The sequence below is a fragment of the Sulfuriferula multivorans genome (assembly GCF_003851125.1).
In the GTDB taxonomy this organism is placed as follows: domain Bacteria; phylum Pseudomonadota; class Gammaproteobacteria; order Burkholderiales; family Sulfuriferulaceae; genus Sulfuriferula; species Sulfuriferula multivorans.
Map to the genome: position 1 here is coordinate 28,706 of NZ_BGOW01000050.1, position 20,863 is coordinate 49,568.

The 20,863-nt window shown below is 57.2% G+C and carries 24 protein-coding genes, 1 tRNA gene, 1 other RNA gene and 1 riboswitch; of the genes, 10 read left to right on the top strand and 16 right to left on the bottom strand.

Annotated elements, in window-relative coordinates:
- Positions 1-43 precede the first annotated feature (43 nt).
- From EI185_RS17185 to EI185_RS17220, 8 genes are all read right to left on the bottom strand, one after another.
- Entirely contained in the window at positions 44-316 is a 273-nt protein-coding gene (locus EI185_RS17185) for an oxidative damage protection protein (protein WP_124706375.1), read from the bottom strand.
- Between the two features lie 51 nt (positions 317-367).
- Entirely contained in the window at positions 368-919 is a 552-nt protein-coding gene (locus EI185_RS17190; RefSeq protein ID WP_124706376.1) for a hypothetical protein, read from the bottom strand.
- Between the two features lie 33 nt (positions 920-952).
- Positions 953-1,861 (bottom strand): tRNA glutamyl-Q(34) synthetase GluQRS, encoded by a 909-nt coding sequence (gluQRS, locus tag EI185_RS17195; RefSeq protein WP_124706377.1) that lies wholly within the window; start codon positions 1,859-1,861, stop codon positions 953-955.
- 27 nt (positions 1,862-1,888) lie between these two features.
- Positions 1,889-3,049, bottom strand: a complete 1,161-nt coding sequence (locus EI185_RS17200) for a glycosyltransferase (RefSeq protein WP_124706378.1) — start codon at positions 3,047-3,049, stop codon at positions 1,889-1,891.
- Positions 3,050-3,211: 162 nt separating this feature from the next.
- The gene (locus EI185_RS17205) at positions 3,212-3,763 is read right to left on the bottom strand and encodes a hypothetical protein (RefSeq protein ID WP_124706379.1); all 552 of its coding nucleotides are present in this window, start codon (positions 3,761-3,763) and stop codon (positions 3,212-3,214) included.
- Positions 3,764-3,870: 107 nt separating this feature from the next.
- A complete protein-coding gene (locus tag EI185_RS17210; RefSeq protein WP_124706380.1) occupies positions 3,871-5,784 on the bottom strand; it encodes a TonB-dependent receptor in 1,914 nt (637 codons plus the stop codon).
- 126 nt (positions 5,785-5,910) lie between these two features.
- Positions 5,911-6,102: riboswitch (cobalamin riboswitch) on the bottom strand.
- Positions 6,103-6,124: 22 nt separating this feature from the next.
- Entirely contained in the window at positions 6,125-6,652 is a 528-nt protein-coding gene (locus EI185_RS17215) for a hypothetical protein (protein ID WP_124706381.1), read from the bottom strand.
- A complete protein-coding gene (locus EI185_RS17220; protein ID WP_124706382.1) occupies positions 6,652-6,981 on the bottom strand; it encodes a hypothetical protein in 330 nt (109 codons plus the stop codon). Before EI185_RS17220 ends, EI185_RS17215 begins: the two co-directional genes overlap by 1 nt.
- Positions 6,982-7,054: 73 nt before the next feature.
- On the opposite strand from EI185_RS17220, the gene EI185_RS17225 reads away from it, so the two are divergent.
- From EI185_RS17225 to EI185_RS17240, 4 genes are all read left to right on the top strand, one after another.
- Complete coding sequence (locus EI185_RS17225) at positions 7,055-7,255, top strand: hypothetical protein (RefSeq protein WP_124706383.1); 201 nt, start codon at positions 7,055-7,057, stop codon at positions 7,253-7,255.
- Positions 7,252-7,581 (top strand): cell division protein ZapA, encoded by a 330-nt coding sequence (locus tag EI185_RS17230; RefSeq protein ID WP_124706384.1) that lies wholly within the window; start codon positions 7,252-7,254, stop codon positions 7,579-7,581. The genes EI185_RS17225 and EI185_RS17230 overlap by 4 nt, the downstream gene beginning before the upstream one ends.
- A non-coding RNA gene (gene ssrS, locus EI185_RS17235) (6S RNA) lies at positions 7,582-7,757 on the top strand.
- Positions 7,758-7,763: 6 nt separating this feature from the next.
- Complete coding sequence (locus EI185_RS17240; RefSeq protein ID WP_124706385.1) at positions 7,764-8,390, top strand: 5-formyltetrahydrofolate cyclo-ligase; 627 nt, start codon at positions 7,764-7,766, stop codon at positions 8,388-8,390.
- On the opposite strand, the gene EI185_RS17245 is transcribed toward EI185_RS17240, so the two are convergent.
- From EI185_RS17245 to ilvD, 8 genes are all read right to left on the bottom strand, one after another.
- Positions 8,341-9,045 carry an ABC transporter ATP-binding protein gene (locus EI185_RS17245; protein WP_223247915.1) on the bottom strand — a complete coding sequence of 235 codons (705 nt, stop codon included), beginning with the start codon at positions 9,043-9,045 and terminating at the stop codon, positions 8,341-8,343. The two genes, EI185_RS17240 and EI185_RS17245, sit on opposite strands and share 50 nt — an antisense overlap.
- 2 nt (positions 9,046-9,047) lie before the next feature.
- Positions 9,048-9,818, bottom strand: a complete 771-nt coding sequence (locus EI185_RS17250) for an ABC transporter ATP-binding protein (protein WP_124706387.1) — start codon at positions 9,816-9,818, stop codon at positions 9,048-9,050.
- A 6-nt stretch (positions 9,819-9,824) separates the two neighbouring features.
- On the bottom strand, positions 9,825-10,925 hold the full coding sequence (locus EI185_RS17255) for an ABC transporter permease subunit (RefSeq protein WP_124706388.1): 1,101 nt from the start codon (positions 10,923-10,925) through the stop codon (positions 9,825-9,827).
- Positions 10,926-10,929: 4 nt separating this feature from the next.
- Complete coding sequence (locus EI185_RS17260; RefSeq protein ID WP_124706389.1) at positions 10,930-11,859, bottom strand: branched-chain amino acid ABC transporter permease; 930 nt, start codon at positions 11,857-11,859, stop codon at positions 10,930-10,932.
- Between the two features lie 22 nt (positions 11,860-11,881).
- Positions 11,882-13,036, bottom strand: a complete 1,155-nt coding sequence (locus EI185_RS17265; RefSeq protein ID WP_124706390.1) for a branched-chain amino acid ABC transporter substrate-binding protein — start codon at positions 13,034-13,036, stop codon at positions 11,882-11,884.
- A 146-nt stretch (positions 13,037-13,182) separates the two neighbouring features.
- Positions 13,183-13,500 (bottom strand): c-type cytochrome, encoded by a 318-nt coding sequence (locus EI185_RS17270; RefSeq protein ID WP_124706391.1) that lies wholly within the window; start codon positions 13,498-13,500, stop codon positions 13,183-13,185.
- 139 nt (positions 13,501-13,639) lie between these two features.
- Positions 13,640-14,260: a nucleotide-binding protein gene (locus EI185_RS17275; protein WP_124706392.1), complete on the bottom strand. Its 621-nt coding sequence runs from the start codon at positions 14,258-14,260 to the stop codon at positions 13,640-13,642.
- Positions 14,261-14,266: 6 nt separating this feature from the next.
- Complete coding sequence (gene ilvD / locus EI185_RS17280) at positions 14,267-16,138, bottom strand: dihydroxy-acid dehydratase (RefSeq protein WP_124706393.1); 1,872 nt, start codon at positions 16,136-16,138, stop codon at positions 14,267-14,269.
- A 61-nt stretch (positions 16,139-16,199) separates the two neighbouring features.
- Here ilvD and lgt point away from each other — a divergent pair, with 61 nt between their 5' ends.
- From lgt to EI185_RS17310, 6 genes are all read left to right on the top strand, one after another.
- Positions 16,200-16,982: a prolipoprotein diacylglyceryl transferase gene (lgt, locus tag EI185_RS17285; RefSeq protein ID WP_124706394.1), complete on the top strand. Its 783-nt coding sequence runs from the start codon at positions 16,200-16,202 to the stop codon at positions 16,980-16,982.
- 45 nt (positions 16,983-17,027) lie between these two features.
- Positions 17,028-17,104: transfer RNA gene (locus EI185_RS17290), tRNA-Met, on the top strand.
- A gap of 41 nt (positions 17,105-17,145) precedes the next feature.
- Entirely contained in the window at positions 17,146-18,474 is a 1,329-nt protein-coding gene (gene miaB, locus EI185_RS17295) for a tRNA (N6-isopentenyl adenosine(37)-C2)-methylthiotransferase MiaB (protein WP_124706395.1), read from the top strand.
- Complete coding sequence (locus EI185_RS17300; protein ID WP_124706396.1) at positions 18,474-19,415, top strand: PhoH family protein; 942 nt, start codon at positions 18,474-18,476, stop codon at positions 19,413-19,415. The genes miaB and EI185_RS17300 overlap by 1 nt, the downstream gene beginning before the upstream one ends.
- A gap of 46 nt (positions 19,416-19,461) precedes the next feature.
- Positions 19,462-19,887 (top strand): rRNA maturation RNase YbeY, encoded by a 426-nt coding sequence (gene ybeY / locus EI185_RS17305; RefSeq protein WP_306308290.1) that lies wholly within the window; start codon positions 19,462-19,464, stop codon positions 19,885-19,887.
- Position 19,888: 1 nt separating this feature from the next.
- A complete protein-coding gene (locus EI185_RS17310) occupies positions 19,889-20,716 on the top strand; it encodes a CorC family transporter (RefSeq protein WP_124706398.1) in 828 nt (275 codons plus the stop codon).
- Positions 20,717-20,863 lie beyond the last annotated feature (147 nt).

The following is a 20,863-nucleotide window of genomic DNA, read 5'->3' on the forward strand; positions in this document are numbered from 1 at the left end:
AAAAAGGCAGCTCAGGCTGCCTTTTTTATTGGGGGCGAGAAACTTACTTGGCAGGCGGTACGTAACCGGCAGCTACATCCGCACCTTCACCAAAGAAATATTTCTCCACCTGTTCGATTAAATATTTACGCGCCTTGGCATCAGCCAAATTCAGGCGATTTTCGTTCACCAACATGGTTTGCTGTTTGATCCAGCCGGCCCAGGCTTCCTTCGATACATTCTCATAGATACGCTGGCCCAGCGCACCCGGCATCGGCGGAAAATCCAGTCCGTCGGCTTCGCGCCCCAGTTTGATACAATTTACGGTTCTTGCCATTGCCATTGCTCCTTACGAAAAACGTGCCCTGATGATAGCGGAATCGTCAGATCAATGCACGTTGTAGCGCGCCAGTTCATCCACCAATTTGGCGATCAGATCGCGGCCGTTTGCGCTCATGCCGCGAGTGAGCAGATCCACATCGCGCTCGCCGTTGACCAGGCGTCGCAGGCTGCCGCCCAGTCGGCCCATATCGCCGCCCACTTTGACCATCTGTTCGGCCATGTCTGCCAATGCAGAAAGCGCCGGCACATCGCCCGTTGCCGCGGCATGAATCATTCCCGCCAGCCCCGGTGCGGCGGCACTGGGGTCAGGCTGCTGATTCGGATCGGGCAAGGTGGCGGGATCCTGAATCCCGCGCAGGATCGCCTCGATGATAATGCGGTCATCATCATCCAGCCCTGCATACACACTGCTATCACGCTTGCCGGCCAGAACCTGGCGCACCGCCATCACCATCGCACCCCAGCCTTGCTGTTCAGCCTGCGTAAGCATCTGCTGGGTTTGCGGCATCAACTCCGGCTTGTGACAGGCCGTGGCGATGGCGTGTATAAACTGCGCATAGGTCTGGATCACCTGCTGGGTACGTTCGGGCAAAGCCATGTCGGATTCCTTTCGGGTACAAAGAATAACACGTCATACCACCTTAGAACCTGTCTCGCTGCCCGTACGCAATCGCTGTTGCGGACTCCAGGCAAACCCTGCCCAGCCCCAGAACTCATCCAGCGTACCCACCTCATCCGGTACCGGATGGCTCAGAAATTCCATCGCCCGGCACAACTCGGGAAGCGGATTGAGAGGGTTCAGTGCTGCGGCGTTGGTCTGTTTGGAAAGCTTTTGCCCGATTGCGTTAACTGCAACAGGCAGATGCACATAGCATGGGGTGGGCAGATGCAGTAAATTCTGCAGGTATATCTGACGCGGGGTGGAAGCAAGCAGGTCGGCGCCACGCACCACTTCGGTCACGCCCAGCTGCGCATCATCCACCACGACGGCAAGCTGGTAGGCAAAGATTCCGTCGGCACGCAACACCACAAAATCTCCCAGATCGTCTTGTAACCGCTGGCATATGCGGCCTTGCAACAGGTCATCGAAACAAATCGGAGTGGTGTCGGTACGCACGCGCTGTGCGCGTACTGTCCTGCCAGGCGGCACGCCGTCGCGGCAAGTGCCGGGATAGACCGTATCTTCGATGCCGTGCAAGCTGGAGTCGGCGATCTCGCGCCGGGTACAGGCGCAGCCATATACCATTCCTGCGGCCTGCAATTGATCCAGGGCCGCACGGTAAGCAGGCAGCCGTTGCGACTGATACACCACCGCGCCATCCCATTCGAAACCGAATCGCTCCAGCGTGTGCAGAATATTGTCCGCCATACCGGGCATGCAACGCGGGGTGTCGAGATCTTCCATGCGCAGGTGCCACTGCCCATGATTCGTTCTGGCTTGCAAATAACTACCGAGAGCAGCCACCAGCGAGCCAAAATGCAGCGGCCCGGTAGGCGAAGGAGCGAAGCGGCCGATGTAAGGTGACTTTGCGTGTGCCATGCGCGCCATTATCGCGCACATGGCGATCTATTTGGTGTGGCGAGCCAGCACTTCCCGATAAAAATCCAGTATCTGCCGTGCCATCTGCGGAGCGCTCAAGTCTTGTGCATGCTGCTTTGCTTCGCTGCTCAACCGTGCCCGCAATGCTTTATCAGTAAGCACTTCGCGCAGCGTCGCTGCAAATGCCCTGGGTTCATCCTCGGCCACGCGACAGCCGCGCCCGGCCGCCAGGATATCGCGCGTACCCATCACCGCAGTGGACACCACCGGCACGCCCAGTGCCATGGCTTCGAGCAGTACCAGCCCCTGGGTTTCGGTGCGCGAGGCAAACACGAAGGCATCGCCTGCACAGTAGCATGCAGGCAATTCAGTGCCGCGCTCCAGGTAGCCGACGAACAGCACATTGTGCGCGAGCCCGAGCGCGGCTACTTCGCGTTTGAGCCTGGGTTCGGCCGGCCCTTCACCCGCAATCACCAGCAGCGCGTCGGGCAGGCTGTGGCGCAATTCAGCCATCACGGACAACAAAAATCCGATATTTTTCTCGAACGCAACACGACCCACATACACTACCACCGGACGTTCTGGAGCAATGCCGTGTTGCTTGCGGAATGCCGCGCCGTCGCACGCACTGAAATCCGCCAGATCAATGCCGGTGGGGATGATTTTGCTGAATGCTCGCACCCCATACCGGGCAAGCGCCTCGTCCATGGCGATGGACGGCAGTACCAACCCGTCTACCTGGCTGCATTGCTTGCGCGAAAAAAACCGCGCCAGATAACGCATCACCGCTTTCGGCAGGAACGGCACGTAGTGGTACAGGTATTCTTCGAAAAAGGTATGGTAGGTTTCCACACAGGGGATATTGAAGGCGCGTGCCAGACGCAGGCCGGTGTAGTGAGCGAAGAAAGGCGTGTGGATGTGTACCAGATCGAAATGCTGCCCGGCAAGCGCTTCCGGCAACTGTCGCAAAGCGCGCCGCGACATCATGCGATCTTCCGGGTCCAGCAGAACCCTGCGCCCGGGGATGCGCAAAATATCCGCCTGTGCCGTCTCGTGCATGTCATAAGCCGGTGCCACCAGCGTCACCTCGTGACCGAGTGCCTGCAACTCGCGGCGCAGGGTCATGATCGATGTGGACACGCCGTTCACGCGCGGAAAATACACGTCCGAGACCATCAGAATATTCACGTCACCACTCCAGCGCAGCGCGATGGGCGGGAACGCCGCATTCACCTGCAACCGTTTTGTAGCAAAGCAACGTGACGTGCGTGTGACACTGTGTTTATGCGCGGTGAGTGCTGCGGCATGGCAGGGCTTGCCTGCTCATGCGTTGGAGCATAGGATTACCAATCAGTTTGCAGGGATGTGACGGCTACGCGTGAGGCGGAAAACCAGCCAGGCCGGCACCAGATACAGCATGGCGCTGCCCAGATACGGGGGGAAATATTTGGCGACGGCCTGCGTGTATGCCACCACACCCATATCGCCCAGCGTACCGGACCAGGCATACCAGAATGCATTCGACACCACAAAAGCCGCACTGACAGCCCCCAGCGCCAGCACCGCACTCATGGCAGCGGGGAAATCAGCATGCCGGCGCGCCAGCCAGCGTCCCGCACCCCACAACAAAGCGTAGGTGGGAATCAGGCCGAAATATGCCGGCGTCATGCACCAGCCTGCTTCGGTCGCGGTTTGCGCCGAAACCACGTCAATACCGAACGCTGCCGCCATCAGCAAACCCAGACAGCCTGCGGACAGGCCCATCACGCCGGCCAGCAGGAATACCGCCAGACTTGCGTCGGGCAGCAGCGCAGAGGTGCCGAAGTGACTCATGCGAGTGGTGGCCATGACGACAGCCAGTGCGAGGAGTATCCATAAACGGTGCTTGAACGATAGCGACATGGGGGACTCCTTAAATTGCATTAACTCGAATTGTACGCCACCCGACTATCCCACCCAAGCGGGTGGTCGGATCAAGCAGCTAACGCTTCTTCCAGCTTACCTTATTATCAGAAACTGGCCTTGAAACCCACGCGGTAGTTACGCGTAAAGCTGACCGGATAAATAACATTATCACTTACCCACAAGCCATTCTTCTGCGCAAACACGTTATCGATAGCGGCTGACAACTCATAGGCCTTATAACGGTAGCGATACGCCAGATTGGTGCTCTGGAATGCCGCCTGCTTCTGGGTAAAGTTATTGGCAAAGTCATTGGCGGCGTAGGAGCTGCTGCGCCAGACGTAGCCCACATTGAAGGTGCTGTGCTCGGACCAGTCGTATTGCATGTCGAGCGTCACGCCGTGACGCGGCACACCGGGCAAATCCTTCCCGTCGAAAGCACCGCCGCCGCTGTTTGCCCGGTCGATAATGGCGCGGGTATACGTATAGCCCGTACGCAAATTCAGATCTGGCCGGATACGCCAGCTGTCCTGCAATTCCAGTCCATATTTGTGCGACTGATCGATATTGGTGTTCGCCCAAGTCGCCGGATTGAAATAGATTTCGTTTTTAAGATTGGCGCGAAACACGGCCAGTTTCAGCCGATGATTGCCTTGCGAGTGATTGGCACCCAGCGTTACCGTCTTCACCTTTTCAGGCGAGATGAAGGCATTAAACGTCCCGCCAAAATTGAAAAACCGGTCAATATCGGGGGCCTGGAAAGACTGATTGTAGTTGGCAAAAAACGACGTGGTAGCGGTCAGCCGATAATTGCTGCCTATGTCCCACGCGTTGAGCTGTTGCGTGGCGTGCAAGGCGGTACCTGCATCCGGTACATAGTTGTATTCGACCTTTTCGCGACGCGCGCCGGCCGACAAGGTCAGCTTGTCAATCACATACTGCCCTTGCAGGTAGTACCCGATATTGTTTTTGCTGGTTTGGTCGGATGCACCGATGCGCGTGCCATCAAAGCGCTGTATGCCAGTCGTGAGTTTGAAGGCATTCCCGCTGTGAACCAGCGCAACATCATCCGTCACGTAATCGTAGTTGGCTTTGTAAGGGTAGGGCGAAACATAATTGGACAGCTTGTCCTCCCGATTACGGCTTGCGGTCAGCTTTGTGTCCGGCGTCAGATCCAGGGACGCACCCAGACGCCATTGGTCGCTATCGAATTTCTGGTGGGTATAGGTATTCCCGCCATTTTGCGCAGGGTCACTCTGGAATTGCGCCAAGGTCAAATGGCCGGCATAACGCGTATCGATTTTTGAACTTGACCCATCCAGCGTCAACCACAGCGCGTCGATTGGACGCACACGCATCTGGCCGCGCTGGGTCGTCAGGCTGGAGGCATCGCGCTGACCGGTCACGTCGGCATCGCTGGTGCCGCGCTGGCTTTGGTAATCGTTGCTGGCGGAGATGCTGAAATTGTCTCGGGACAAACCGGCCGCCACGGTACCCGACAGCGCACCATAATTCCCGGCAGAACCGGCCACTGTCACCCCTTGATAGGGCCGCGTGTAAATCTGGATCGTGCCTGCCGTCGCACCATCGCCATAAATAACAGAGCCACTGCCGCGCGTGATTTCTATGCGGTCAATGCTGGCAATTGGAATGGCGCCGAGCAACTGCGGCATGCCGTCAATATTGTTCAGGCGCTGCCCATCCAGACTCACCACAATGTTCTGATAACCGCTGGTCAGGCCATAACCGCGCATGTCCAGCGTCGGCGTGAATTTGTTGCCGTAATTGGGCACCACATTGAGCGTGGTGTTTTGCGTCAAAAAATCAACCAGGCTGCTCGCCCCGGAGGCCTGGATCATCGCCTGTGTATAGACCTCGGACGCATACGGCGCAGCCACATCCGGCAATGGCGTACGCGTGGCCGTGACAATAATGTCATCGAGCGGATAGGTGGAGGGGGCGGCCTGAGCCAAGCTGGAAACAGCGAGCGCGACGGCGCTGAGGGCAAAACGTGTGTGCATGATGATTCCTTAAATTCGCAAGGGTCCCCGCTTGCGGCGGATGAAAGGAAACACGGGGGAAAGCAGACAGGCGCGACAGCGCACAAGGCGCACAGGACGTCCCGGCCACACCGCCTCTCCGCGATGTTTCGGATGGTCTGACAGGCCGGTATCCGGGCTCGCAAGATTTGGCGTGTCGCCTTCCCATGCATTCGCACAGTGGCTTAAAGACACACCCACACTCGCTTACCGTTGCGGGGGCAGCACTGGTATTGCACCAGTTTCCCGTTTAACCGCGCAGCCGGAACACGGCGCGGCACCTGACAAGGCGGCAGATTATAGCGGAATGCAGTTTAAACGGCTAATCCTGTGTGACAACGCGGATGTAGAAGGCACATGGTTGCCCGGGCGTGGGATTGTCCGGCACAGCGGTGAAAGGATAAACACCGTTGCCCAGTCCATGCGCATCTGCCGCACACAACGCCTGAATGGCCGGGTCCGCGTTGGCATGCAGCGGAAACAGGCGAATGCCGATGGCTTCGGGGCGCTGGCTGGCCGCCTCAATATACATGCGCCGGGTAACCTCCTGGGTCAGTACGGTAAGCAGTTTCACCAGTGGCTCCAGATCGGCGCTGAGCCCAGCCCCGATAAGCTGCTGCGCCAGCGCGCGCGGGCCGGTTTGCAGGAACAGCGGGTCGGACAGGGCCTTGAAAATTGCGGTTTCTGTCGCCTCGCCGTGGGGCAACAGGGTTGAGGCCGCCAGATGGCGTGCGACCAGTTCAAGCGTCACCGGCACCTGCTCCACCCGCGTCTCAGGCGGGACGCCCGCGGTCACCACACTGCCTTTTGGGGCCCAGCGCGACTTGATGTAATCCAGCAGATAGGCCATCAGAAATTTTCGATGCGCGCCTGATAACGGAACACGATCAGACGATATAGATCATCGCCCACTTGTACGTGGGTGGACTCGCGCCGCTCCAGGCTGATGGTTTCACCACCATTGGCAGAAAAGGGATGAAATCCGAACAAGTCGTTTTCGATCAGGCCGGCAAGGATATCCCGGCATTCATCCGGAGCAAGCGCACAACCGGTGTTGTCCACCAGTTCGCATGCTTTGCCACGTTTGGTATTGCCTGGATAATGCACCGCATCATCACGCAGAGGATTGTTTTCGTCGAAGTCCGCATTGGGGTCGACAAATTGGCTGGTATCACTCATTTGTTTAAAAATTACTTTCGGTTAGTTCGGTTAACTGTTGACGCAGCTGAATTTTCCAAATTATAGTGTCTGTATGGAAAGTGAACTGAACGCCCTCGAGTCCAAAATTCAGCAGATGGCTCAATTGTGCCAGAATCTGCGTACGGAGAACCAGAAGCTGCGCCAGCAAATCGCTGCGGCAACCGGCGAAAAAAAGCTGCTTGCCGAGCGCATGACGCAGGCACGCGTCCGTATCGAAACTTTGCTGGAAAAAATTCCCGAAGGTGAAGCATGAGTCGCGATAGCAAAGGTATGGATATCAACATTCTGGGGCGTGAATTTCGTGTCGCCTGCCCGGTCGATGAGCAGGAAGCTTTACTCTCCGCCGCGGATTTTCTGGACAAGAAAATGCGCGAAATACGCGAGCAGGGCAAGGTCATCGGGGTTGAACGGATTGCTGTAATGGCAGCATTGAATATTGCCTACGAGTTACTTTCCTCAAGGCAGGACAAGGGTTTTGACATCACTGCCATCAAGCGTAGAATGAATTCCATGGAAGCGTTGCTGGACAAAGCGATGGCCGATCAAAACGAGCTGTTCACTTCTCCAGAATCCAGTTAATGCTCTCTGCGATGTTGCTCTGGCCGCGAATTCTTTGAACCAATAAATTTGATCTGGTTGCGGCTATATTTTGGTACCGGTGTGCGCGTTACACGTTAATGTGCCTAAAGTACTTGCGCTGCGACCCCTTGAACCGCAGGTTCAAGATAGCGTCCAGACTGCATCGCGGGGAGCACCCCCTCATGAACAAATCCGAACTGCGTAAATCTCTGCGCCAGCGCCGCGCTGCTATCGGCCGCACCGAACGCCGACGCGCCGCCGTCGGTTTGACGCGCAATGCACTGCGTCATGGCTTGCTGACCCGCTATCAACGCATCGGCATTTATCTCGCCCACGGCGCCGAAATCAGCACCTTGTCGTTGATCAACCGCGCGCTGATGCTAAAACGCGCGTGTTATTTGCCGATGTTGTCATTCGGACGCGGCAGGACGCTGTGGTTCAATCGCCTGCAAGCGGGGCAAACATGGGTAGCCAACCGTTTTGGCATTCCGGAAAACACCACCACTCAGCAGTTGCATGCACGCCAGCTCGATTTGCTGTTTATGCCGCTGGTGGGATTCGACGACGGCGGCAATCGCATCGGCATGGGGGGTGGTTTCTACGACACGACCCTGGCCTATCTGCGACGCCGGCAAGCGTGGCGCAAACCTTTTCTGGTCGGTGTGGCGTTCGAGTGCCAGCGTATCAGCGGCGAGCTGCCGCACGACCCTTGGGATGTGCCGCTCGATGCGGTGCTGACCGAGCGAGGGTTGTATCGCTTCAAGCGCCGAAATACGCTTCCTGCACTGCAGGATCATCTATCAGCGTAGCTGCCGTACCTGCGCCGGTGATATTCCCACTGGCCATGATATAGCCGCGATCACAGCTTTCCAGGGCGAGACGGGCATTTTGCTCGACCAGGAAAATACTGACGCCGCGCGCAGCAATATCACGCAAGGTGTCGAATATCTTTTCCACCATCATCGGCGCCAGTCCCATGCTGGGCTCGTCCAGCAGCAACAGGCGCGGACGCGACAGCAGCGCGCGCCCGATCGCCAGCATTTGCTGTTCGCCGCCGGAGAGTTGACCGGCAGGCTGGTTCCGACGTTCTCCCAGGCGTTCGAAACGCTGGTACATGGCATCGGTTTCCTGACGCACGGCGGCATCATCACGCCTGGCATAGGCACCCATGGCCAGATTTTCTGCCACCGTAAGGCGCGAAAAAATGCCGCGGCCTTCTGGCACCATGGCCAGCCCTAAACGCACGATCTGAAACGAGGGTTTATGGGTGATGGATTGTCCGGCGAAGTGCACGGATCCTTTGGCTGGCGGCAACATTCCCACGATTGCCTTGAGCAAAGTGGTTTTACCCGCACCGTTAGCACCGATCAGGCATACCCGCTCGCCTTCATCCACCTTCAGGCTGACACCACGCACCGCCTTGATGTTGCCGTAGGAAACTGCCAGGTTTTCAACGAATAACAGACTCACTTGGCCCCTCCGCCGAGATAGGCGGCGATGACACGCGGGTCGCGACGCACCTCGTCTGGTGTACCTTGCGCGATCAGCTCGCCAAAATCGAGTACGGCTATCCGCTCGCACAGACTCATTATCAGCTTCACATCATGCTCGATCACCAACACTGTCAAACCCAGCTGGTCGCGCATGCGGCGGATCAACTGCTTGAGTATGTCGCGCTCTGCCGGATTCATCCCCGCCGCCGGTTCGTCCAGCGCCAGTACCTGGGGATCGGTGGCCAGCGCACGGGCGATTTCCAGGCGGCGCTGATCCCCGTATGACAAATGCTTGGCCAGCCGGTGGGCATGGCTGGCAATGCCCACCCATTCGAGCAACTCATGTGCACGCGCGCCAATGGCTGCCTCCTCCGTCCGTGTGGCGGCGTTGCGCAATACCGCTCCGATCACCCCTGCGCGGGTGCGCGCATGGCGCCCCACCATGACATTCTCCAGCGCCGTCATGTTGGCGAACAGGCGGATATTCTGGAAAGTGCGTGCGATCCCTTGCTTGAGTACCTGGTGCGGTTTCATGCCCAGCATGGAACAATGTTTGAATTCGATATTACCGCTGCTGGGGGTATACAGCCCGGTGAGGATATTGAACAGCGTGGTTTTACCCGCGCCGTTGGGCCCGATCAGTCCGAGTATTTCGCCTTCGTGCACTTGCAGCGAGACCTTTTTGAGCGCGTGAATCCCGCCAAAATGCTTGCTGATTTGCTCCAGCTGGATGAGTTCGGACATCGTCAATTATCGCTTTGCATCATAGACGCTGGCCTGTTCCTGCACCGCGACATCGCCTTTGGCAACCAGTTCGCGCTTGCGCTGACGCGACGGCAGCAGTCCGGCCGGGCGAAACAGCATGACCAGAATCAGGGCCATGCCGAACAGCAACATGCGCAAATCGGAGGGGTCTATCACCACGTGTCCCAGCCACGCACGCTGCAGGTTACCGGTATAACGCAGCGCCTCGGGCAATACGGTAAGCAGCAGAGCACCCAGAATCACGCCGGGAATATTACCCATGCCGCCCAGCACGATCATGCACAGAATCATGATGGATTCCATCAGGTTGAAGCTCTCCGGGCTGATGAAGCCCTGGAATCCGGCGAACAACCCGCCTGCCAGGCCGCCGAAAGTGGCGCCCATGGCAAACGCCAGCAGCTTGATATTGCGTACATTGATGCCCATCGCTTCGGCAGCCACCTCGTCTTCGCGGATTGCCGCCCAGGCGCGGCCAATACGGGAATCCTGCAAGCGCAGGGAAACAAATACCACCAGCAGGGTAAGCAGCAAAAACAGGAAGTAATACTGGTGCGGCGCGGACAGGGTGATTCCGAACAGCTGATGGGTTTTACCCAGTGACACTCCCCACAGACTCACCGGATCGATCTGGTTAATGCCCTGCGGGCCATTGGTGATATTCACCGGAGCATTGAGGTTGTTCAGAAAAATACGAATAATCTCGCCAAAGCCAAGCGTCACAATGGCCAGATAATCGCCACGCAGACGCAGCGTGGGGGCACCCAGCAATACGCCGAATAAGCCGGCGACGGCCGCACCAATGGGCAGCACTGCCCAGAACGGCAAGTGCAGGCCAAATTGCGGCGAGGCCAGCAAAGCGTAGCAATACGCACCCACCGCATAGAATGCAATGTAGCCGAGGTCGAGCAGCCCGGCGTAGCCCACCACGATATTCAGCCCCAGCGCCAGCATCACATACAGCAACGCCAGATCCATGATGCGCAGCCAGGAGCGCCCCAGCCCGAAATCCACCGCAAACGGCAGCAAGGCCAGCATCATTCCCAGCGCGATAAAGGTTAACCAGACCTGGCGCTTGCTGCGTGGCATAGGCTTAGGCGCGCTCGCCGACACGCTCGCCCAGCAGGCCGGAGGGTCTGAATACCAGCACCAGGATCAGCACAAAGAAGGCGAATACATCCTGATAATTGCTGCCCAGGAAGCCACCGGTGAAATCGCCGATATAACCCGCGCCCAGACTCTCGATCACCCCCAGCAACAGACCGCCCAGCATGGCGCCTGCCAGATTGCCGATACCGCCCAGCACCGCTGCCGAAAACGCCTTGAGTCCCAGCAAAAATCCCATGTAATAGTGTGCCAGGCCATAGTAGGCGCTCACCATCACCCCTGCCACCGCAGCGAGCGCCGAGCCCATTACAAAGGTGAGCGAGATTACGGTATTGGCATTCACTCCCATCAGGCCGGCTAACTGGGGTGATTGCGCCGTGGCGCGCATGGCACGCCCCAGACGGGTTCTTTTTACCAAGATGGTGAGCCCCAGCATCAGCACGACGGAAGTAATCAGAATGACGATTTGGACATCGGTAATGCTGGCGCCCAGCAATTGATGACGGCCTTGCGGCAGGATAGGAGGAAAAGAAATATATTGCCGTCCCCAGATCAGCATGGCGAGATTCTGCAACACGATGGATACGCCGATTGCGGTAATCAGCGGTGCCAGCCGCGGCGCATTGCGCAGCGGACGGTATGCCAGCCGCTCAATGGTAAAGCCCAGCGCCATGCACGCCGGGATCGCCGCCAACAAGCCAAGCAATGCGATCACCACGCCGGGCAATTCGACCCCGCTGCCAACCAGCGCGGAGATCACCGATAATGCAACCATGGCACCAATCATGGTTACTTCACCATGGGCAAAGTTGATCAATTCAAGGATGCCGTAAACCATGGTGTAGCCTAATGCCACCAGCGCGTACACGCTGCCCAGCACCAGACCGTTGATCAACTGCTGAACAAAAATATCCATGCCACGCGCTGGAGAAAACCGCTTACTTGCCGTTGAATACGGTTTCCAGCGGATGCCAGGCACCATTCTTGACCTGGTATAGCGTTACCGCGCCGCCGCTCACATCGCCTTTGCTGTCAAAACGGATTTTTCCAGTCACGCCCTGGTAATCGGTTTTGGCAAGCTCTGGCAAGTATTTGGCCGGATCCGATGAATCAGCTCGTTTCATGGCTTCCACCATGACATACACGGCATCATAGGCATAAGGAGCGTAATTCTGGATCGGTCCAAAACGCGCGGTGAATTTTTCCTTGAAGGCCTTGCCGCCGGGCATGGAATCCAGAGTCAGGCCAGGATTGGAAGCAATTGCGCCTTCAGCGTCAGCACCGGCCAGCTTGATGAATTCGGGTGTTTGCATGCCGTCGCCGCCCAACAGTTGCGTCTTTAATCCCAGCTGCCTCATTTGCCTGGCCATTGGACCTGCTTGCGGATCCATACCTGCGAAGAACACCAGGTCGGGAGATTTGGACTTGATCGAGGTGAGGATAGACATGAAATCGGTAGATCTATCGGTAGTGTATTCACGCGCGACAATTTTCGCACCCGCCGCCTCGGCGGCCTTGGCGAATTCATCTGCCAGCCCCTGACCATAGGCAGTGCGATCATCAATCACGGCAATTTTTTTTGCGCCAAGTTTATTGACCGCGTACTGGCCCAGCACATGGCCCTGCTGTTCGTCGTTAGTCATCACGCGAAACGCGGTGTTGTACCCTTGTGCGGTATACGCAATGGCTGTAGCGGAAGGCGATATCTGCGGGATGCCGGCGGCGTGATAAATAGTCGATGCCGGAATGGTGGAACCGGAATTGAGGTGGCCGATAACGCCAACAACGCCACTATCCACCAGTTTTTGCGCGACGGTCGTGGCGGTCTTCGGATCGGCCTGATCGTCCTCGCTCAACAGGTCAATATGCATTTTCTTGCCGCCCAGGGTGAGGCCGGCAGCATTGATCTCATCCACGGCCAGACGTGCGCCGTTTTCGTTGTCCTTGCCCAGATGCGCCTGCGGTCCGGTGAGCGGCGACACTGAACCAATCTTGATGATGTTAGAGGACGCGCCGTCATGTTTGCCACAACCACCTAGTACCAATGCCGCCATTGTCGCGACCAGTAATGCATTTACGATGGGTTTCAACATGTTCTCCGTCACAAAATTTTCTTTAACTTATACCACAAACGCTAAAAGCCGTGAACGTAATGGGACTTGGGCGCAACTCACAGAACGGCTTGCAGGCGTAAAAAAAGCCGGCTACTAGAGCCGGCCCGGATGATGACTGTTCCTGCTTAGAGACTGAGTATCCAGCTCACGATTGTTTTCACATCCGCATCTTTGACTTGCGGGTTAGGCGGCATCGGTACCTGCCCCCATACGCCTGCTCCGCCGCGCTTGACCTTCTCGATCAGCCTGGCCTCAGCACCCTTGTCGCCTTTGTATTTGGCGGCGACGTCTTTGTATGCCGGACCAACAATTTTTTTGTCCACACTGTGGCAACTCATACACGCATTTTTCTGCGCGAGTGACAAACCAGAATCCGCCGCAGCTGCAGAACCTGCGCCGAGCGCAATGATCGAGGCGGTAACAATGCCCATCCATGCCTTCATAATTATGCTCTCCTTAGTTTAGTTAAAAATCACATGGAAACTACTGTGGGTGAAGCAATACTACCTGAATTGCGCCAGTCCACAAGCCGTACAATTTGCTACACAAGCCATTGTAAAATCTACCATAAAGGGCCAGTAATCAAGCTTTTGCATCCAGCCAGGACAATAGATACTGCCATTGTTCAAGCTCGCGCTCAGCCAGATAAGGCGGCAGATCAAACAGCGATTTCCCCTCAAAGGCGGCGTTCACGTACAACTGGGCTTCGCGCAGATAGGCCAGTATCGGCATATCCAGTTCCTGCAGGAATTGTTCGAGGGCAGCAGCTGCGAGCGTGCGCGGCGCCATGCGCATGCCTACCACGCCGACAAAGATCTTGCCTTTGCGTATCGCTTTTTCGGTTTGCAGCACATCCAGAAAGTCCTTGCTGGCGTTCATGTCGAACAGCGAAGGTGCGATGGGCACGACCACCCGATCCACCAGCTTCAGCGCGCGTTCAAGATTTTTGCCATGCAGGCCAGCAGGTGAATCAATCACCAGCCAGCCTTCATGCGCGGCATTGGTGACCACCTTGTCCGAAAACAGCGTGATCGGCGGGAGTGCTTCGGATCGCAACGCCAGCCAGCCACTGGCCGACTGCTGGCGATCCATATCCAGCAAGCGCACGGTTTGACCGGCTGCAGCCAGATAGCCGGCAATATTGGTCGCCAGCGTCGTTTTGCCGCTGCCGCCCTTGGGATTGGCGATCAGAATGGTTTTCATAAAAATTTATTGCACATCGCTGCGGTTACGCCGTTCCACCTGGGTCACATCGCGCACCGCGCCGGTAGCGGCGCTCGTGGTCAATGCTGCATAGGCACGCAGCGCCACGGAAACGAACCGCTCACGCTTTACCGGCTGCCACGCCTTGTCGCCCCTGGCGTGCATCGCCGTACGGCGGCGCGCCAGTTCAGTGTCGCTCACGGCCAAATGGATGCTGCGATTGGGAATGTCGATTTCGATGCTGTCACCCTCCTCAACCAGGCCGATGGTGCCGCCTTCGGCCGCCTCGGGCGATACATGGCCGATGCTCAAGCCCGAGGTGCCACCCGAGAATCGTCCATCGGTAATCAACGCACAGACTTTGCCAAGACCTTTGGATTTGATGTATGAAGTAGGATAAAGCATTTCCTGCATTCCTGGCCCGCCCTTGGGGCCTTCATAACGGATCAGCACTACATCGCCGGCCTTGACCTGGTCAGCAAGCACCGCTTCCACGGCCGCATCCTGGGATTCAAAAATTCGCGCCGGACCGGAAAATTTGAGAATGCTTTCATCCACACCGGCGGTTTTGACGATGCAGCCATCCAGCGCCAGATTACCGTGCAAAACCGCCAGTCCGCCATCCTGTGAGTAGGCATGTTCCCTGTCGCGAATACAGCCCGCAGCGCGGTCAAGGTCGAGATCAGGCCAGCGTTTGTCCTGGCTGAACGCCACCTGGGTCGGCACACCACCCGGGCCGGCACGATAAAACTGGCGTACTGCCGCATCTTCGGTACGCGATACATCATACTTTTCCAGTGCCTCAGCCATGGTTTTGCTGTGCACCGTGGGCAGGTTACGATGCAGTAGTCCGGCGCGATCGAGCTGGCCCAGAATCGCCATTACGCCGCCGGCGCGGTGCACGTCTTCCATATGGTATTGCTGCGAGGCAGGCGCCACCTTGCACAGATTGGGCACCTTGCGCGACATGCGGTCGATATCCTTCATGGTAAACGGCACGCCTCCCTCAAAGGCGGATGCCAGCAGGTGCAGCACGGTATTGGTGGAACCGCCCATGGCGATGTCGAGCGCAATGGCGTTTTCAAATGCCTCGAACGTGGCGATGGAACGCGGCAGCACCGAATAATCGTCCTGCTCATAATGACGTTTTGCCAGATCGACAATGAGGCGTCCGGCCTGCAAAAACAATTGTTTGCGGTCCGCATGCGTGGCCAGCGTCGAGCCGTTACCAGGCAGCGACAGTCCCAGTGCCTCGGTCAGGCAGTTCATCGAGTTGGCGGTGAACATGCCGGAACACGAGCCGCAGGTAGGGCAGGCGGAACGTTCCATGGTCATGACGTCCTCATCCGATTCGCGCGCATCGGCAGCGGATACCATCGCATCCACCAGGTCGAGCTTGACGACCTTGCCGCGGATGGTGACCTTGCCGGATTCCATCGGCCCGCCGGACACGAATACCACCGGGATGTTAAGTCGCATCGCTGCCATCAGCATGCCGGGGGTGATCTTGTCGCAATTTGAAATGCACACCAGCGCATCGGCGCAGTGGGCATTGACCATGTATTCCACCGAATCGGCGATCAGTTCGCGCGATGGCAATGAATACAGCATGCCGCCGTGCCCCATGGCGATCCCGTCGTCCACCGCGATGGTGTTGAATTCCTTGGCCACCCCGCCGGCGGCTTCGACCTCGCGTGCCACCAGTTGCCCCATGTCTTTCAGGTGTACATGGCCCGGCACAAACTGGGTAAACGAGTTGGCAATGGCAATGATGGGCTTGTCGAAATCGCCATCCTGCATGCCGGTGGCGCGCCACAGGGCGCGCGCGCCGGCCATGTTGCGACCGTGGGTAGTGGTATGGGAGCGATAGACGGGCATGGTTGACCTCAGATTAGTGCGATAATACGGAATTGCCAATTTTATCCCATTACCAAGCACTATGCTGATCCATCCCGACTTCAATCCCATCGCCATTTCCATCGGCCCGCTCGATATTCGCTGGTACGGTTTGATGTACCTGACCGCATTCATGCTGGTACTGGTGCTCGGGCGCTGGCGCATCAGGCAGCATCCTGATTCCGGCTGGACCACCAAAAACCTGGATGATGTATTGTTTTATGGCGTGCTTGGCACCGTGCTCGGTGGGCGGCTCGGCTACGTGCTGTTTTACAAGTTCAGCTACTACATGGCGCACCCGCTCGAGATTTTTTATGTGTGGGAAGGTGGCATGTCATTTCATGGCGGCTTTCTCGGCGTAATTTTTGCCATGTGGCTATTTTCGCGACGCACCGGAAAACCCTGGCTCGCCATCACCGATTTTATTGCGCCGCTGGTGCCGCTCGGGTTGGGCGCCGGGCGCATCGGCAATTTCATCAATGGCGAATTGTGGGGACGGCCTACCGATGTCCCTTGGGCAATGATCTTCCCTGCCGTGGATAATGTGCCGCGCCATCCTTCCGAACTGTACGAATTCGGCCTGGAAGGCATTGTGCTGTTTACTATCGTGTGGCTATTTTCGGCCAAGCCACGTCCCATGGGTGCGGTGTCAGGGCTGTTCCTGACCGGCTACGGACTGTTCCGCTTTCTGGTCGAATTCACGCGCGAGCCGGATGATTTTCTCGGTCTGCTCAGCCTCGGACTCAGCATGGGGCAATGGCTGTCGCTGCCAATGATTGTGGCTGGCATAGCCATGATGGTATGGGCTTATCGTCGCAAATCTTGACAGGACAAGGGCAAAACCCTGATAATTCCGCGCTTTGCTTCATGGGGTGATGTAGCTCAGATGGTTAGAGCGATGGATTCATAACCCATAGGTCGGCGGTTCGACTCCGCCCATCACCACCACTCGATTTCTTCGCCCTCAGTCTGATAACTGCCCGGCGCCCATTGTGAAAAAAGTCTTCATCAAAACCTTCGGCTGCCAGATGAACGAGTACGACTCGGACAAGATGGCAGACGTGTTGCGTGCGTCTGACGGACTGATCCCGACGGACAACCCCGCAGATGCGGACGTCATTCTGTTCAACACCTGCTCGGTACGCGAAAAAGCGCAGGAGAAAGTATTCTCCGACCTGGGACGGGTGCGCGAACTCAAGGACGCCAATCCCGATCTGATTATCGGTGTGGGCGGTTGCGTGGCAAGCCAGGAAGGCATGACCATCATAGACCGCGCGCCGTACGTCGACATCGTGTTCGGGCCGCAAACCCTGCATCGCCTGCCGGCGTTAATCGCCAAAAGGCGCGCTACCGGGCAACCCCAGGTGGATATCTCTTTCCCGGAAATCGAAAAATTCGACCATCTCCCCGCCGCCAGATCGGAAGGCGCCAGCGCCTTTGTCTCCATTATGGAAGGCTGCTCCAAATACTGCTCGTTTTGCGTTGTGCCTTATACCCGGGGCGAAGAAGTATCGCGCCCATTCAATGACATCCTGGCCGAAATCACGGCTCTCACCAACCAGGGTGTGAAAGAGGTTAACCTGCTAGGGCAGAATGTAAACGCTTATCAAGGTACGATGGAAGATGGCGACAGCGCCGATTTTGCTTTGTTGCTCGAATATGTGCATGACATCCCGAATATCGAACGTATCCGCTATACCACCAGCCATCCACGCGAATTCACCACGCGTCTGATTGATGCCTATACGCGCCTGCCCAAGCTGGTTTCACACCTGCATTTGCCGGTACAGGCCGGCTCTGACCGCATTCTGGCGGCGATGAAACGCGGCTACACCGTACTGGAATACAAATCCATTATTCGCCGCTTGCGCGAGGCGCGATCGGACATCACTATTTCATCGGATTTCATCATCGGTTTTCCAGGCGAGACCGATGCCGATTTCGAAGCAACGATGCAATTGATTGAGGACGTGGGTTTCGATAACTCGTTCAGCTTTATCTACAGTAAACGTCCGGGCACTCCGGCAGCCGAGTTGCTTGATGAGGTGCCGCATGCAGTCAAGCAGGCGCGTCTGGTGAAATTACAGAAACGCATTGAAGCCAACGAGTTGGCCATCAGCCAGTCTATGGTGGGCAACCGCGAGCGCGTCCTGGTGGAACGCGTGTCCAAAAAGGATGCCAGCGAACTGGCGGGGCGCACCGACAACAATCGCGTGGTCAACTTTCCGGGCCCTGCGCGTCTGATCGGGCATTTTGCCGAAGTTGTCATCACCCGGGCGGAGCCGCATTCGTTGCGCGGTGAAAGGGTCACGAATTAATGGAAATCGCTTTCGCACCTGTAGATAACGCACGACTGGCCAATTTGTGTGGGGTTTTGGAAGAAAATTTGCGTCAGATCGAAACCGGGCTGGATGTCGTCATCACGCGCCGCGGCGAACACTTCCGCATTACCGGAAAAACAGCCAAGACCCGGCTTGCCGCTCAACTGATGGAAGCGTTTTATCTCAAGGCACGCGACCCGATCAGCGTGGATGATATCCAGCTGGCATTGGTCGAAGCTACACACCATAACGCATCCAGCCTTGCCCCGGATAGCGTACCGTTACTCATGACGCGCCGTGCCGATCTGCGCGGCCGCACCCCGCGCCAGACAGAGTATCTTGCCCAGATTCAGGCGCATGACATCACTTTTGGCGTCGGTCCTGCCGGAACCGGCAAGACTTATCTCGCCGTAGCCAGTGCTGTGGATGCGCTGGAGCGCGATACCGTCAAACGCATCGTCCTGACCCGACCGGCGGTAGAGGCGGGTGAGCGGCTTGGATTCCTGCCCGGTGACCTGGCACAGAAGATAGACCCGTACCTGCGTCCGTTGTACGATGCTCTGTACGATCTGCTTGGCTATGACAAAGTGGGTAAGTTGTTCGAGCGCAACACGATTGAAATTGCACCGCTGGCTTATATGCGTGGGCGCACCTTGAACCAGGCCTTTATCATTCTGGACGAAGCGCAAAACACCACGCCTGAACAAATGAAAATGTTTCTTACCCGTATTGGTTTTGGCTCCAAAGCCGTCATCACTGGCGATGTCACGCAGGTCGATCTGGCACGCCACCAGAAAAGCGGCCTGGTTGACGCCAGCGAAGTGCTGCAGAATATACGCGGTATTGCTTTCACCCAATTTCTATCGGAAGACGTTGTGCGCCACCCGCTGGTCGCACGGATCGTCGATGCTTATGAAAAGCGCGACCAAACCCGCTGAACCCTCACCCCGAAGTAGGCCGGCGCGGCCACGTCTTACGCTGTCCGTGCAACGCGCTGTCCGTGCAACCGATGCGCCCAGCCGTGCCCAGATCATGCAATTTGCGCGAGCCGCGCTCGAACGCGATGCCGAACTCACCATCCGTCTGGTTAATGAGCAGGAAGGCCGTGCACTCAACCATGACTATCGTGGCCGCGATTATGCCACCAACGTTTTATCCTTCGTGTATGCCTCAACCCCGGTGATCAGTGGCGATCTGGTTCTGTGCGCCCCGGTAGTGAGCCGTGAGGCGCAGCAACAAGGCAAACCCATTATCGCCCACTACGCGCACCTGATCGTCCACGGCGTACTCCACCTGCATGGCATGGATCATCAAAATGATGCCGATGCGCAAGCCATGGAGGCACGCGAGACCGAAATTATCACTGGGCTGGGCTTTGCCAATCCTTATTTAGAAATGGAGCAGATTTAACATGGAAGAACCCGCCAAATCCAGTTGGCTAGAGCGCCTTGGCGCATTTCTCTCGCGCGAGCCGGAAAGCCGCGGCGAGCTGGTGGAGATGCTGCATAGCGCCTATCAGCACAACCTGTTTGATGCTGATGCCTTGTCCATGATCGAGGGTGTGCTTCAGGTTTCAGAAATCCAGGTGCGCGACATCATGATCCCGCGTGCACAGATGGATATGGTGGATATTAACGATACGCCTGAACTGTTCATTCCCTATGTGATCGAAACCGCGCACTCGCGCTTTCCGGTCATCGATAAAAACAAGGATGACGTCATCGGCATTCTGCTCGCCAAGGATTTGTTGCGCTATAACGCAGGTGAGGAATTCAACGTGCGCGAAATGCTGCGCCCGGCCGTGTTCATCCCGGAATCCAAGCGCCTTAACGTCCTGCTCAAGGAATTCCGCGCCAGCCGCAACCATATCGCCATTGTCGTGGATGAATACGGCGGCGTCGCTGGGCTCGTCACTATTGAAGACGTGCTCGAACAAATCGTCGGCGACATCGAGGATGAATACGATTTCGACGAAACCGAAGACAATGTCATCCGTGACAAGGCCGGGCGCTACCGGGTCAAGGCGGTGACCGAAGTCGCCGATTTCAACACCGTGCTAGGCACCCAGTTTTCCGACGAGGAATTCGATACCGTCGGCGGTCTGGTGGTGAGCCAGTTCGGCCACCTGCCCAAGCGCGGTGAGGAAATCGAATTCGACGGCCTCAAGTTTCATGTATTGCGCGCAGACAGCAGACGGCTGCATACGCTGCTGGTGGAAAAAACAGCTGGCGTCACTTAAGCCGCCAAAGAGAGGCCTATTTCTTCGTAGTCAGGGTAGACACATACGCGGCTACAGCCTGCATCTCCTCCGGCTTGAGGTCGTGGGCAACCACCTTCATGGCCGCTCCATTGGGACGTTCCTCAGCGGATCTCTGGAACACATTCA

Coding starts and splice junctions, on each gene's coding strand:
- EI185_RS17185 (WP_124706375.1), bottom strand. CDS start 316: ATGGCAAGAACCGTAAATTGTATCAAACTGGGGCGCGAAGCCGACGGA.
- EI185_RS17190 (WP_124706376.1), bottom strand. CDS start 919: ATGGCTTTGCCCGAACGTACCCAGCAGGTGATCCAGACCTATGCGCAG.
- gluQRS (WP_124706377.1), bottom strand. CDS start 1,861: ATGGCACACGCAAAGTCACCTTACATCGGCCGCTTCGCTCCTTCGCCT.
- EI185_RS17205 (WP_124706379.1), bottom strand. CDS start 3,763: ATGTCGCTATCGTTCAAGCACCGTTTATGGATACTCCTCGCACTGGCT.
- EI185_RS17210 (WP_124706380.1), bottom strand. CDS start 5,784: ATGCACACACGTTTTGCCCTCAGCGCCGTCGCGCTCGCTGTTTCCAGC.
- EI185_RS17215 (WP_124706381.1), bottom strand. CDS start 6,652: ATGGCCTATCTGCTGGATTACATCAAGTCGCGCTGGGCCCCAAAAGGC.
- EI185_RS17220 (WP_124706382.1), bottom strand. CDS start 6,981: ATGAGTGATACCAGCCAATTTGTCGACCCCAATGCGGACTTCGACGAA.
- EI185_RS17225 (WP_124706383.1), top strand. CDS start 7,055: ATGGAAAGTGAACTGAACGCCCTCGAGTCCAAAATTCAGCAGATGGCT.
- EI185_RS17230 (WP_124706384.1), top strand. CDS start 7,252: ATGAGTCGCGATAGCAAAGGTATGGATATCAACATTCTGGGGCGTGAA.
- EI185_RS17240 (WP_124706385.1), top strand. CDS start 7,764: ATGAACAAATCCGAACTGCGTAAATCTCTGCGCCAGCGCCGCGCTGCT.
- EI185_RS17250 (WP_124706387.1), bottom strand. CDS start 9,818: ATGTCCGAACTCATCCAGCTGGAGCAAATCAGCAAGCATTTTGGCGGG.
- EI185_RS17255 (WP_124706388.1), bottom strand. CDS start 10,925: ATGCCACGCAGCAAGCGCCAGGTCTGGTTAACCTTTATCGCGCTGGGA.
- EI185_RS17260 (WP_124706389.1), bottom strand. CDS start 11,859: ATGGATATTTTTGTTCAGCAGTTGATCAACGGTCTGGTGCTGGGCAGC.
- EI185_RS17265 (WP_124706390.1), bottom strand. CDS start 13,036: ATGTTGAAACCCATCGTAAATGCATTACTGGTCGCGACAATGGCGGCA.
- EI185_RS17270 (WP_124706391.1), bottom strand. CDS start 13,500: ATGAAGGCATGGATGGGCATTGTTACCGCCTCGATCATTGCGCTCGGC.
- EI185_RS17275 (WP_124706392.1), bottom strand. CDS start 14,260: ATGAAAACCATTCTGATCGCCAATCCCAAGGGCGGCAGCGGCAAAACG.
- ilvD (WP_124706393.1), bottom strand. CDS start 16,138: ATGCCCGTCTATCGCTCCCATACCACTACCCACGGTCGCAACATGGCC.
- lgt (WP_124706394.1), top strand. CDS start 16,200: ATGCTGATCCATCCCGACTTCAATCCCATCGCCATTTCCATCGGCCCG.
- EI185_RS17300 (WP_124706396.1), top strand. CDS start 18,474: ATGGAAATCGCTTTCGCACCTGTAGATAACGCACGACTGGCCAATTTG.
- EI185_RS17310 (WP_124706398.1), top strand. CDS start 19,889: ATGGAAGAACCCGCCAAATCCAGTTGGCTAGAGCGCCTTGGCGCATTT.